Origin of the sequence: Streptomyces coeruleorubidus (assembly GCF_008705135.1) — a bacterium.
GTDB lineage: Bacteria > Actinomycetota > Actinomycetes > Streptomycetales > Streptomycetaceae > Streptomyces > Streptomyces coeruleofuscus.
Genome location: NZ_CP023694.1, coordinates 6,497,286 through 6,509,924 on the forward strand (window position 1 = coordinate 6,497,286; position 12,639 = coordinate 6,509,924).

Genomic DNA, 12,639 nt, shown 5'->3' on the forward strand with positions numbered 1-12,639 from the left:
TCCTGTACGCGCGGGAGTGCTGTTGACGGGGGGACTGCTGGTGAGCTGGAACGACGGACCACGGGGGACGCTCGCCGCGGCCCCGGGCCAGTGTCTACTTCTGCCGCTTGTAGAACGGCAGCGCCACGACCTCGTACGGCTCGTGGCTGCCCCGGATGTCCACGCCCACGCCGGGCGTACCGGGCGCGGCGTGCGCGGCGTCGACGTACGCCATCGCGATCGGCTTGCCGAGGGTGGGGGAGGGGGCGCCGGAGGTGACCTCGCCGATCACCTCGCCGCCGGCCACGACCGCGTACCCGGCGCGCGGGACCCGGCGGCCCTCGGCGACGAGCCCGACCAGCACGCGCGGCGGGTTCTGCTCGGCGCGGGCGGCGGCCTCCCGCAGGGCCTCGCGCCCCACGAATTCGCCGTCCTTCTCGAACTTCACGACCCGGCCGAGACCGGCGTCGAAGGGCGTCAGGGAGGTGCTCAGCTCGTGCCCGTACAGCGGCATGCCCGCCTCCAGGCGCAGCGTGTCGCGGCAGGACAGCCCGCAGGGGACCAGTCCGGCGCCCTCGCCCGCCTTGGTCAGGGCCTGCCACAGCTCGACCGCGTGCTCCGGCTTCACGAACAGCTCGAAGCCGTCCTCGCCGGTGTAGCCGGTGCGGGCGATCAGGGCCGGGACGCCCGCGACCGTGCCCGGCAGACCGGCGTAGTACTTCAGGCCGTCCAGGTCGGCGTCGGTGAGGGACCTCAGGATCCCCGGGGACTGAGGCCCCTGCACGGCGATCAGCGCGTAGGCGTCCCGGTCGTCGCGCACCTCGGCGTCGAAGCCCGCGGAACGTTCCGCCAGGGCGTCCAGCACGACCTGGGCGTTGGAGGCGTTGGCGACGACCATGTACTCGGTCTCGCCCAGCCGGTAGACGATCAGGTCGTCGAGGATGCCGCCGTCGGCCCGGCAGATCATGGTGTAGCGGGCGCGGCCCGGCTTCACGCCCCCGATGTTGCCCACCAGGGCGTAGTCGAGGAGGGCGGCGGCCTGCGGACCGGTGACGGTGATCTCCCCCATGTGGGAGAGGTCGAACAGCCCGGCCTTCGTGCGCACGGCGTTGTGCTCGTCGCGCTCGGAGCCGTAGCGCAGGGGCATGTCCCAGCCGGCGAAGTCGGTCATCGTCGCGCCGAGCGAACGATGCAGGGCATCGAGCGCGGTGTGGCGGAGTTCTCCTGTACTGCTCATCGGTCGGTCGTCTCCCAGGGCAATGGGGGTACCTCCCGCGCGAGCTCGTTCGAGCGTGGGGGAGGGCGAGGTCGTTCCTCCCCATCTGTCATCGGAACCTGAGAGGTTCGCCATGAAGGACATGGCTTGCACCTTGGGTGGGACCACCGAGGACGGCGGCCCGCTTTTCAGATGTGCCTCGCCCGCGCGGTAACGGGGCCTGAGAGATTCAAGGGAGGGACTTGCTCCTTCGGCGCCCCAGCGTCAGCGGTGCTGGGAACTCTCCCGCGCGGATTCAAACGGCCGGTATGCAGTTGGCGCGCACATCATTGCACGCATCGTCGCGGGGTGGCAGGGGCACCACCCTGTAGCAGGCCTGTTGCAGGAAGAGGACTAAAAACAGAGACATCGGGCATTACCTTCTCTTTACACTCAGCGGGGATGGGACTCCATACCTGGCCCCAGGGGAGGACGATCACGGTGAACAGGACCACCGCGTACGCCACGACATCGGGCGTCGCGCTGCCCGAGCAGCCGGCCGCTCCGGCACGGGCGGCCTGCGGCCCGCTGCCGGTGCCGGTCGTCCGCGATCTGCGCGAGCGCGCCGGCCGCAGCCCGCACGCGCTGCTCTTCGGCCCCCGCGACCTCGTCGTGGTCACGGGTCTGCCCGGCAGCGGCAAGTCCACGCTGATGCGGCGCACCGTGCCCGGCCGGCGCATCGACTCGCAGGACACCCGCGACCGCTGGGACGGCCGCATGCCGCGCTTCCTGCCGTACGCGGTCTACCGCCCGCTCGTCCGCCTCGCCCACTACGCCGGGCTGCGCCGCGCCCTGCGCACCGGCGAGGGCGTCGTCGTGCACGACTGCGGCACCCAGGCCTGGGTCCGCCGCTGGCTGGCCCGCGAGGCCCGCCACCGGGGCGGCGCCCTGCATCTGCTCACGCTCGACGTCACCCCCGAGGAGGCCCTGGCCGGCCAGCGCGACCGCGGCCGCGGTGTCTCGCGGTACGCGTTCCTGCGCCACCGCGCGGCGACCACCCGCCTGCTGCACGCCGTGGAGCGGGGCGAACTGCCCGCGGGCTGCGGCTCGGCGATCCTCCTGGACCGGGACGCGGCGGACACCCTGCGCCGGATCGCCTTCACGGGCTGACCGCAGGCGGCCGGCGAGACGCTAGCCTTTTGAGCCACAGCAGTGGTTCCAGGCAGGCGGTAGGCAGATGGACTTCCCGGCGGACTTCCCGGCGCACACGCAGACCCACCCGCACGGCGGATGGCCAGGCAACGAACTGGAGGAGGTGCTCTCGGCCTCCCTCGGCGCCGGACCGTCGGCCGGCGGGCGGATCGTCGAGGTGCTCGGCCGGAGTTTCGTCTGGGTTCCCCTGCCGAGCGGCGGCGGACCGCAGAGCGGTCCCCTCGACCTGCCCGGCATCGAGATCGAGGGCCAGGCGTACGTACCGGTGTTCAGCTCCGAGGAGCAGTTCCGCCAGGTCGTCGGCTCCCACATGTCGTACACCATCGCGCCCGCCGTGGAGTTCGCCCGCGGCCTGCCGCCGCACGCCGGGATAGCCGTCAACCCGGGCGGCGTGGTCGGCATACCGCTTCCGCCGCCCGCCGTGGCCGAGCTCTGCCGGGCCGGCCGGACGCCCCTGGACGGCCCCGCGAGCGGCGGCCGGGTCCGCCTCTTCGAGCCCGACTGGCAGGACGACCCGGTGGACTTCCTCGCCGCCGCCTCCGCAGAGTTCGAGGCGATCGGCGTCGTCGTCACCGCCCGCCGCTGCCTCGCCGCGATCGAGACCGCAGACCCGGTGATGTTCGTGGGCGTCGAACTCTCCCAGTGGGAAGGCGACCTGCGGGCCCTCCCCTTGGACGCCCTGTCCCGGGCCGTGACCAGGTCCCCGGCCCCGTGGCCGGTCAACCTGGTCCTCCTGGACGTGGCGGAGGACCCGGTGGGCGCGTGGATGCGGGAGCGAGTGCGACCGTTCTACCAAAGGGTTCACTAGCAGATCTTTCACAGGGTTCACCGGCACACGCTCACAGGAGTGAGCCACGCCACCGGCCCCGGCCGGACCCGCACCCGCAGGACGAGGCAAGTCCCGAGTCGGCGGGCGGGCTTAAGCTAGGTCACGGTCGAGGCGTTGTACGAAGGGGCGGTAAAGGTGAGCGCGAGCGGCACGGCCGCGGCCGGACAGGTCGAGCACATGCTGCGCCAGGTCACGCCCGGGCGTTACGACGCCTACGAGGCACTCCTGCGCGCGCTCGCGACCCCGCACTCCGGCCAGATCTGGATGCTCCTCTGGCACGGCCAGGCGGGCTCCCCCGACGCCCAGTACGGGAACATGGAGGTCGACGGCTACGGCTACGCCCCCTGTGTGACCTCCGCCCAGGAACTCTCGGCCAGCGGCTGGAACCGCTCGTACGAGGTGGTCGACGGAGTCGACGTCGCCCGCGCCCTCTACCCCGACCACTACGGCCTCTGGCTCAACCCGCACGCCCCCGGCGGCGGCGTCGGCATCCCCTGGCTGGACCTGCGCCGGATCGCCACGGGCCTGGACCGCCAGCCCGCCGGCCCGCTGCGGCTGTCCGAACCGGCCATCGAGATCCCGCAGTTCTACGCCCTGCTCGCGCAGAACGCCCACCGCACGCCGGCCGTCCGTTCGCTGCGCCGGGCCTGGGTGCAGCCCGCGCTGGGCGCGCCGTATCTCGCCATCGGACTGGATGTGTACGACACCTCCCCGCCGGCCGTGGATTCCGTGCGCGCGATGATGCAGCAGTCCCTCGGGGCCGTACCGGACGGGCTGCCCGTCTCCACCGTCGCCATGTCCGACGAACACGACCCGGTCGCCATGTGGCTGCGCACGAGCGCCCGCCCCTTCTACGACCGTGAGGCCCACGCCACGGCCCCCGTCCAGGCCCCGGCCTCCGGCTACGGCTTCCCCCCGGCCCAGGGCAGGTACTGACCCGGACCGCGCCGGCCGTCGCCGCACCGGCCGTTGCCGCGCCGGTCGGCCGGCTCGCGGGTGTCAGGTGCTTTGCCCGCAATGCGCAGGTTTCAACGCCATATCGTCCGGACCACGTGCCCGCGTGTCCGGATAACGGAATCCCCCAGTCGGCATCACGGTTGCGCATACTTTCTCCACCAGGCCTGGCGTGTGATCGTGAGCGCGTTGAAGACTCGCCTCTCAGGCGCGAGGCCGTCGATCCTGTGAGCGATACCAAGCGAAGGATCGGCCTGACGGTGGCCGTACCATCTGCGGACGCCACGCCATAGCCAAAGTGGATCAAGCCGCCGACAACGGTGGGCAAGGGGGCCGGTGACCACCGGCGAGAAGGGGCAGGGCACTTGTGACGGCACCGATCGAGACCACCGGATCGCAGGCCGAGGCCCAGCCGGAGGCCGTGCTGGCGGGTGTGAAGTCCCAGAACATCGAGGGCCGGTCCCTCGGGCAGATCGCCTGGACCCGCTTCAAGCGCGACAAGGTGGCGGTGGCCGGCGGCGTCGTGGTCGTGCTGCTCATCCTGACGGCCGCCCTGTCCCGCCCGCTGCAGTCGCTGCTGGGCCTCGACCCCAACGCCTTCCACCAGGACCTCATCGACCCCAACACCACGCTCCCCAAGGGCGGCTTCGGCGGCATGAGCTGGGACCATCCGCTCGGTGTGGAGCCGAAGTTCGGGCGCGACATCCTCGCCCGCATCCTGGAGGGCTCCTGGGTCTCCCTCGTCGTCGCCTTCGGAGCGACGGTGCTGTCCAATGTGATCGGCACCGTGCTCGGCCTGATCGCGGGCTACTACGGCGGGCGCGTCGACGCGGTCATCAGCCGGCTCATGGACACCTTCCTGGCCTTCCCGCTGCTGCTCTTCGCCATCGCCATCTCGGCGACGCTCCAGGGCGGCGCCTTCGGGCTCGAGGGCCTCCCGCTGCACATCCTCGTGCTGATCTTCGTCATCGGCTTCTTCAACTGGCCCTACATGGGCCGCATCGTCCGCGGCCAGACGCTGGCGCTGCGCGAGCGGGAGTTCGTCGACGCCTCCCGGGGGATGGGCGCTTCCGGGCCGTACATCCTCTTCAAGGAGCTGCTGCCGAACCTGGTCGCGCCGATCATCGTCTACTCGACGCTGCTGATCCCGACCAACATCCTCTTCGAAGCGTCCCTCAGCTTCCTCGGCGTGGGCATCCAGCCGCCGCAGGCGTCGTGGGGCGGCATGCTCAACCAGGCCGTCGACTTCTTCGAGGTCGATCCGCAGTACATGCTCGTCCCCGGTCTCGCCATCTTCATCACCGTACTGGCCTTCAACCTCCTCGGTGACGGCCTCCGGGACGCTCTCGACCCCCGCAGCCGCTGACGTCTGCGGTCGCGGCCGGTGCCGCGTCCAGCCCAAGTGTTCAACTTCAGAAGGGGAATCCGACCATCATGCGAAGGTCAGCAATTGCCGTCGCCGCGGCCATCAGCAGTGCCAGCCTCGTGCTGGCGGGCTGCAGCAAGGCCGACGACAACGGCGACGACGGCGGCAGCAAGGCCACCGCCGACGCCGCCACGAAGTCGGTCGTGAACACCTCGACGGAGAAGGGCGGCACGGTCACCTACGCGATGTCCGACGTCCCGGACTCGTTCGACCCGGGCAACACGTACTACGCGTACATGTACAACTTCAGCCGTCTCTACGCGCGTCCGCTGCTCACCTTCAAGCCGGCTCCCGGTGAGAAGGGCAACGAGATCGTCCCGGACCTCGCGGAGTCCAAGGGCAAGTCGTCCGACGGCGGCAAGACCTGGACGTACAAGCTCCGTCAGGGCGTGAAGTACGAGGACGGCACCGAGGTCACCTCGGCGGACGTCAAGTACGCGGTGGAGCGCTCGAACTTCGCCCGTGACGTGCTCTCCCTCGGCCCGAACTACTTCGCCCAGTTCCTGGACGGCGGCGACAAGTACAAGGGCCCGTACAAGGACAAGAGCGACAAGGGCCTGGCGTCGATCGAGACGCCGGACAAGCACACGATCACCTTCAAGCTCAAGCAGCCGTTCACGGACTTCGACTACCTGGTCACGGCCCCGCAGACGGCTCCGGTGCCGAAGGCCAAGGACACCGGCGTCGACTACACCAAGAAGATCGTCTCCTCCGGCTCGTACAAGTTCCAGAGCTACGAGGAGGGCAAGTCGGTCACCCTGGTGCGCAACCCCGAGTGGGACGCCAAGACCGACCCGCTGCGCAAGCAGTACCCGGACAAGATCGTGGTCAACCTGAAGGTCAACCAGGCCACGATCGACAAGGACCTGATGGCCGGCACCACCACCGTCGACCTCGCGGGCCGCGGCGTGGACACGCAGACCCAGGCCCAGCTGCTCAACAACAAGGACAAGAAGGCCAACACCGACAACACCTACGGTGGCCGTCTCGTCTACGCGGCGCTGAACACCACGGTCAAGCCGTTCGACAACGTCGAGTGCCGCAAGGCCGTGCAGTACGCCATCGACAAGGTGGCCGTGCAGACCGCACAGGGCGGCCCGGTCCGCGGTGACATCGCCTCCACGGTCCTGCCGCCGGACGTGATCGGCTACCAGAAGTTCGACTCCTACGCCACCCAGGGCAACAAGGGTGACGCCACCAAGGCCAAGGGGCACCTGAAGGCCTGTGGCCAGGAGAAGGGCTTCAAGACCTACATCTCCGCGCGCAGCGACCGTCAGCAGGAGGTCGACGCCGCCACGGCGATCATCGACTCGCTGAAGAAGGTCGGCATCAACGCCGAGATGAAGCAGTACCCGTCCGGCAAGTACTTCACGGACTACGCCGGTGTCCCCGCCTTCGCCAAGAAGCAGAAGATCGGCATCATGATGATGCAGTGGGGCGCCGACTGGCCGACCGGCTACGGCTTCCTGAACCAGATCCTCAACGGCAAGGCCATCAGCACCTCCGGCAACACGAACCTCTCGTCGTTCGACAACGCCGAGGTCAACAAGCTGCTCGACGAGGCCATCCAGAACCCCGAGGAGTCGGCGCGCAACGCCGCCTACGCCGAGGTCGACAAGAAGACGATGGACGAGGCCGTCATCGTGCCGCTGACCTACTTCAAGGTCTTGCTGTACCGCTCGCCGAACGCCACCAACGTGGTCTCCTCGGCCGCCTGGAGCGGTCAGTACGACGCCCTCAACCTCGGTACGACGAAGAAGTAGCGCGAAGAGCAGCCCTGGAAGGCAGGTGAAGGCATTGGCGCCCGTGGGTTTCACCCCCCGCGGGCGCCGGCGCCGGTCCCCGTGATCTCGTACATCATCCGCCGGGCGATCGCGGCAGTGATCCTGCTGCTGGTCGTCACCGCGGTCACCTTCGGCATCTTCTTCCTGCTGCCGAGACTGGCCGGGCAGAGTCCCGACCAGCTGGCCGCCCAGTACATCGGAAAGAACCCTTCGCCCGAGGACATCCTGGCGGTCAAGCAGAACCTCGGGCTCGACAAGCCGGTCTACGAGCAGTACTGGGAGTTCATCAAGGGGATCGTCTCCGGCGCCACCTACAACCTCGGCCCGACCACGGCCAAGTGTGAAATGCCCTGTTTCGGCTACTCCTTCAAGAACCACATCGAGGTCTGGCCGCAGCTCGTGGACCGGCTTCCGGTGACCATCTCCCTGGCCGCGGGCGCCGCCGTGCTGTGGCTGCTGTCGGGTGTCGCCGCCGGTGTGATCTCCGCGCTCAAGCCGGGCTCGTTCTTCGACCGTGCCGCGATGGGCGTGGCCCTCGCCGGTGTGTCGCTCCCCATGTTCTTCACCGGCCAGCTCGCCCTGCTCGTCTTCAGCTATCAGCTGGACATCTTCGGGCGGACCTATGTGCCGTTCACCGAAAACCCGTCCCAGTGGGCCAACACCCTGTTCCTGCCGTGGTGTTCGCTGGCCCTTCTGTACTCGGCCATCTACGCACGGCTCACCCGGTCCGGCATGCTCGAAACCATGAACGAGGACTTCATCCGCACCGCTCGGGCCAAGGGCCTGAAGGAGCGCAAGGTCGTCGTCAAGCACGGCCTGCGGGCGGCGCTCACGCCGATCGTGACGGTCTTCGGCATGGACATCGGCCTGCTGCTCGGCGGCGCGGTGATCACCGAGTCGGTGTTCTCCCTGCCCGGCATCGGCCAGTACGCCGTTCAGGCCATCACCGACAACGACCTGCCGCCGATCCTGGGCGTCACCCTGCTGGCGGCCTTCTTCGTCGTGCTCTGCAACCTGGTGGTGGACGTGCTGTACGCCACCGTCGACCCGCGCGTGAGGCTCTCGTGACCGAACTGACCAAGACCGGGGCCGCCGTGGGCGAGCCGTCGAGCGGCGGGGAGGTCCCCCGGGCGTTCCTCGACGTGCGCGACCTCAAGGTGCACTTCCCGACCGACGACGGCCTGGTCAAGTCCGTCGACGGGCTCTCCTTCCAGCTGGAGAAGGGCCAGACCCTCGGCATAGTGGGCGAGTCCGGCTCCGGCAAGTCGGTGACCTCGCTGGCCATCATGGGCCTGCACCGCCTCGGCAACCGCGGCAAGAACGTGCGGATGTCCGGCGAGATCTGGCTCGACGGCAAGGAACTCGTCTCGGCGAGCCCCGACGAGGTGCGCCGGCTGCGCGGCCATGACATGGCGATGATCTTCCAGGACCCGCTGTCCGCGATGCACCCGTACTACACGGTCGGCAACCAGATCGTCGAGGCGTACCGGGTCCACCACGACGTCGACAAGAAGACCGCCCGCAGGCGCGCCGTCGAACTCCTCGACCGGGTCGGCATCCCCGAGCCCGACAAGCGCGTCAACAGCTACCCGCACGAATTCTCCGGCGGTATGCGCCAGCGCGCCATGATCGCCATGGCGCTGGTCAACAACCCCGAGCTGCTGATCGCGGACGAGCCGACCACCGCGCTCGACGTGACCGTGCAGGCGCAGATCCTCGACCTGATCCGGGACCTGCAGAAGGAGTTCGGCTCCGCGGTCATCATCATCACGCACGACCTCGGCGTGGTCGCCGAGATCGCCGACGACATCCTCGTGATGTACGGCGGGCGCTGCGTGGAACGCGGTCCGGTCGACACGATCTTCTACGAGCCGCAGCACCCCTACACCTGGGGCCTGCTCGGCTCGATGCCGCGGATCGACCGTGAGCAGACCGACCGGCTCATCCCGGTCAAGGGTCAGCCGCCCAGCCTCATCAACGTCCCCTCGGGGTGCGCGTTCAACCCGCGCTGTCCGTATGCGGACGTCCCCAAGGGCGGGATCACCCGCACCGAGCGGCCCGAGCTGCGCGAGGTGGGCGGCAGGCACTTCACCGCCTGCCACCTGCCGCAGGAGGACCGCACCCGGATCTGGAACGAAGAGATTGCGCCGAAGCTGTGAGCGAGACCGATACCCGGGCAGGGACGACGGCCGTGACCGACGACGATGACAAACCGCTGCTCAAGGTCGAGGGACTGGTCAAGCACTTCCCCATCAAGAAGGGTCTGCTGCAGCGGCAGGTCGGGGCGGTCAAGGCCGTGGACGGCATCGACTTCGAGGTGCGCCGCGGCGAGACCCTCGGCGTCGTCGGCGAGTCCGGTTGCGGCAAGTCGACCATGGGCCGTCTCATCACCCGGCTGCTCGAACCCAGCGGCGGGAAGATCGAGTTCGACGGTACGGACATCACGCACCTCGGCACGGGCGGCATGCGCCCGCTCCGCCGTGACGTGCAGATGATCTTCCAGGACCCGTACGGTTCGCTGAACCCCCGGCACACCATCGGCACCATCGTCTCGGCGCCGTTCAGGCTCCAGGGCGTGGAGCCCGAGGGCGGCGTCAAGCAGGAGGTCCAGCGCCTCCTGGAGCTGGTGGGCCTGAGCCCCGAGCACTACAACCGCTACCCGCACGAGTTCTCCGGCGGCCAGCGGCAGCGCATCGGTATCGCCCGGGCCCTGGCCCTGAAGCCGCGGATGGTCGTGGCCGACGAGCCGGTCTCCGCGCTCGACGTGTCGATCCAGGCGCAGGTCGTGAACCTGATGGACGACCTCCAGGACGAGCTCGGCCTGACGTACGTGATCATCGCGCACGACCTGTCGGTCGTCCGGCACGTCTCGGACCGGATCGCGGTGATGTACCTCGGCAAGATCGTCGAACTGGCCGACCGCGACTCGCTGTACGCCAGTCCGATGCACCCGTACACCAAGGCCCTGCTGTCGGCGGTGCCGATCCCGGATCCGCGGCGCAGGGCGGCCAAGAGCGAGCGCATCCTGCTCAGGGGCGACGTACCCTCGCCGATCGCCCCGCCGAGCGGGTGCCGCTTCCACACCCGGTGCTGGAAGGCCACGCAGATCTGCAAGAGCACCGAGCCGCCGCTGATCGAGCTGCGGCCCGGCCAGCGCGTCGCCTGCCACCACCCGGAGAACTTCGAGGACCAGGCCCCGCAGGACACCGTTCTGCTGTCCGCCGCGAAGGAGGCGGCGGCACTGGTCGCCGACGAGGTGCTGGCCGAGTCGGCACAGACGTCGGCGGCGGTGGCGGCGGAGGCCTCCGCGAAGGAAGCGGAAGACTCCGCCTCCAAGGAGCCCGGGGACACGTCCAAGGAGCCCGGGGACAAGTGACCCAGCCCTGCCGGAGCGCCTCTGCCTTGACACTTAAGGCAGAGGCGCTCCGGCAGGTAAGAATGTTCGGGTGCTCCAGCAACTGTTCAGTCCGTCCGTCCAGCACACGCTCGACCTGATCGGCATCTTCGTCTTCGCGATCTCCGGCGCCCTGCTGGCCGTGCGCAAGAACTTCGACGTGTTCGGCATCGCCGTGCTCGCCGAGGTCACCGCGCTGGGCGGCGGGCTCTTCCGTGACCTGGTCATCGGGGCCGTGCCACCCGCCGCCTTCACGGACCTGGGGTACTTCCTCACCCCGCTACTCGCCACGCTCCTCGTCTTCTTCCTGCACCCGCAGGTGGAGCGCATCCAGGTCGCCGTGAACGTCTTCGACGCGGCCGGCCTCGGCCTGTTCTGCGTCGCCGGCACCATCAAGGCGTACGAGTACGGGCTCGGCCTGACCGCCTCCGCCGGCCTGGGGCTGACCACCGCGGTGGGCGGCGGTGTGCTGCGGGACGTCCTCGCCAACGAGGTGCCCTCGCTGCTGCGCTGGGACCGCGACCTGTACGCGGTCCCGGCGATCGTCGGCGCCGCCCTGGTCGCCCTGTGCATCCGCTACGACGCCCTGAATCCGCTCACCAGCAGCCTCGCGGTGGTCACCGCCTTCGTACTGCGCCTGCTCGCGATGCGGTTCCACTGGCGAGCTCCGCGGGCCTGGCACCGGCGGTCGACGGTGAGCGAGGAGGAGCAGCCCGTGCTGCCGTGACGTGGCCGCGGCCGGTCACCTCCGTCAGCCAGCGGAAAGCCGGGACCACCTGCGGCCGCCACAGCGCCATGGTGTGACCGCCCGCGCTCCTCGGGATGTACACCACGTGCACGGTCGTCGGCGCCTTCGCGGTCTGTTCCAGGGCGACGGCCGCCTCGTAGCCGTCGTGCGGCTGGCCGGACAGGTAGAGCGAGATGCGCGGCGGGACGGGCGCCCCGCGCAGCAGCAGGCAGGGGTTGTTCTCGGCCCGGAGGGCGGGGTTCTGCGCGGCGAGCGAGGCGCGTTCGCCGATCGGGTCGTTGTAGCCGGACAGGCTCACGGCGGCCCGGTAGCGGTCGGGGTGGGCGACGGCGAGCTTGGCCGCGCAGTGCGCCCCGGCCGAGTAGCCGGCCACCGCCCAGCCCCGCGGGGCGGACTCGGCGCGGAAGTTGTCCATGACCATCATCGGCACGTCGACGCTCAGCCAGGTGTCGGCGTTGACGGTGCCCGGGATGTTGGCGCAGCCGGTGTCCACCCCGGCCAGCAGATTGGTGCGCGGCGCCACCAGGATGAACGGGGCGATCTGCCCGTCCCGCATCAGCGGCTTCAGCTGCTCGTTCGCGTGCAGCGAGCCGAACCAGGCCTTCGCCGAGCCGGGGTAGCCGGGCAGGAGTTCCACGACCGGGAACTCGTGGTGCCGGTAGGCCGGTTCGTCGTACTGCGGCGGGAGCCAGACGTAGACCTCGGCGTTCACACCCGACACCCGGCCCTTGAGCTGGGTGACCCGTACCCCGCCTGCCGCGCGCATTCCGGGCCCGGTGGCCGGCCGGAAGGTCTGGCGCACCTTCGGCAGCCGCTTCAGGGCGATGCCTCCGGTGCCGTCGGCGCCCAGGTCGGCCGCCTGCTGCACGTGGTCGCCGGTGCCGAGCAGGTCGGCCCAGTTGTCGTACAGGTTGTCGGCGTTGTTGACCAGCGTGAAGACCAGTGCCACGGCGGTTCCCTGGGCGAACAGCAGCATCAGCGCGCGCGTCGCGGTACGCAGGGCGCGGGGGCCGCGGACGCGCGACCACAGGACGAGCGGCAGCGCCGGCGCGATGACCGACAGCGCGATCAGCGTGTAGAGGAACGGGGTCCCGGTGAGGCTCATGTCTCGTCAGAGG

11 protein-coding genes and 2 riboswitches are annotated in these 12,639 nt (G+C 69.7%); of the genes, 9 read left to right on the top strand and 2 right to left on the bottom strand.

Annotated features, from left to right (window positions below; translation table 11 throughout):
• Positions 1–94: 94 nt before the first annotated feature.
• Positions 95–1,216 (bottom strand): glycine cleavage system aminomethyltransferase GcvT, encoded by a 1,122-nt coding sequence (gcvT, locus tag CP976_RS30160; protein ID WP_150483152.1) that lies wholly within the window; start codon positions 1,214–1,216, stop codon positions 95–97.
• 75 nt (positions 1,217–1,291) lie between these two features.
• Positions 1,292–1,393, bottom strand: a riboswitch (glycine riboswitch).
• Positions 1,394–1,493: riboswitch (glycine riboswitch) on the bottom strand.
• A 182-nt stretch (positions 1,494–1,675) separates the two neighbouring features.
• On the opposite strand from gcvT, the gene CP976_RS30165 reads away from it, so the two are divergent.
• The 9 genes from CP976_RS30165 to CP976_RS30205 all read left to right on the top strand — a co-directional run bounded on the left by CP976_RS30165 (position 1,676) and on the right by CP976_RS30205 (position 11,500).
• Complete coding sequence (locus tag CP976_RS30165) at positions 1,676–2,344, top strand: AAA family ATPase (RefSeq protein ID WP_150483153.1); 669 nt, start codon at positions 1,676–1,678, stop codon at positions 2,342–2,344.
• Between the two features lie 67 nt (positions 2,345–2,411).
• Positions 2,412–3,194, top strand: coding sequence for an enhanced serine sensitivity protein SseB (locus CP976_RS30170; protein WP_150483154.1), 783 nt, complete (start codon positions 2,412–2,414; stop codon positions 3,192–3,194).
• A 156-nt stretch (positions 3,195–3,350) separates the two neighbouring features.
• Positions 3,351–4,151 carry an enhanced serine sensitivity protein SseB C-terminal domain-containing protein gene (locus CP976_RS30175; RefSeq protein WP_150483155.1) on the top strand — a complete coding sequence of 267 codons (801 nt, stop codon included), beginning with the start codon at positions 3,351–3,353 and terminating at the stop codon, positions 4,149–4,151.
• 385 nt (positions 4,152–4,536) lie between these two features.
• A complete protein-coding gene (locus CP976_RS30180) occupies positions 4,537–5,535 on the top strand; it encodes an ABC transporter permease (protein WP_150483156.1) in 999 nt (332 codons plus the stop codon).
• A 68-nt stretch (positions 5,536–5,603) separates the two neighbouring features.
• Complete coding sequence (locus tag CP976_RS30185) at positions 5,604–7,358, top strand: ABC transporter substrate-binding protein (protein WP_190146987.1); 1,755 nt, start codon at positions 5,604–5,606, stop codon at positions 7,356–7,358.
• Between the two features lie 81 nt (positions 7,359–7,439).
• Positions 7,440–8,447, top strand: a complete 1,008-nt coding sequence (locus tag CP976_RS30190) for an ABC transporter permease (protein ID WP_059422738.1) — start codon at positions 7,440–7,442, stop codon at positions 8,445–8,447.
• The gene (locus tag CP976_RS30195; protein ID WP_150483157.1) at positions 8,444–9,538 is read left to right on the top strand and encodes an ABC transporter ATP-binding protein; all 1,095 of its coding nucleotides are present in this window, start codon (positions 8,444–8,446) and stop codon (positions 9,536–9,538) included. Before CP976_RS30190 ends, CP976_RS30195 begins: the two co-directional genes overlap by 4 nt.
• Complete coding sequence (locus CP976_RS30200) at positions 9,535–10,755, top strand: ABC transporter ATP-binding protein (protein ID WP_150483158.1); 1,221 nt, start codon at positions 9,535–9,537, stop codon at positions 10,753–10,755. The genes CP976_RS30195 and CP976_RS30200 overlap by 4 nt, the downstream gene beginning before the upstream one ends.
• A gap of 70 nt (positions 10,756–10,825) precedes the next feature.
• Entirely contained in the window at positions 10,826–11,500 is a 675-nt protein-coding gene (locus CP976_RS30205) for a trimeric intracellular cation channel family protein (protein WP_086603546.1), read from the top strand.
• On the opposite strand, the gene CP976_RS30210 is transcribed toward CP976_RS30205, so the two are convergent.
• Positions 11,391–12,626 (bottom strand): alpha/beta hydrolase, encoded by a 1,236-nt coding sequence (locus tag CP976_RS30210; protein ID WP_150483159.1) that lies wholly within the window; start codon positions 12,624–12,626, stop codon positions 11,391–11,393. The two genes, CP976_RS30205 and CP976_RS30210, sit on opposite strands and share 110 nt — an antisense overlap.
• Positions 12,627–12,639 lie beyond the last annotated feature (13 nt).

Bases quoted from the DNA above. Each gene is read 5' to 3' on its own strand.
- CP976_RS30170 (WP_150483154.1), top strand. From the start codon at position 2,412: ATGGACTTCCCGGCGGACTTCCCGGCGCACACGCAGACCCACCCGCAC.
- gcvT (WP_150483152.1), bottom strand. From the start codon at position 1,216: ATGAGCAGTACAGGAGAACTCCGCCACACCGCGCTCGATGCCCTGCAT.
- CP976_RS30185 (WP_190146987.1), top strand. From the start codon at position 5,604: ATGCGAAGGTCAGCAATTGCCGTCGCCGCGGCCATCAGCAGTGCCAGC.
- CP976_RS30210 (WP_150483159.1), bottom strand. From the start codon at position 12,626: ATGAGCCTCACCGGGACCCCGTTCCTCTACACGCTGATCGCGCTGTCG.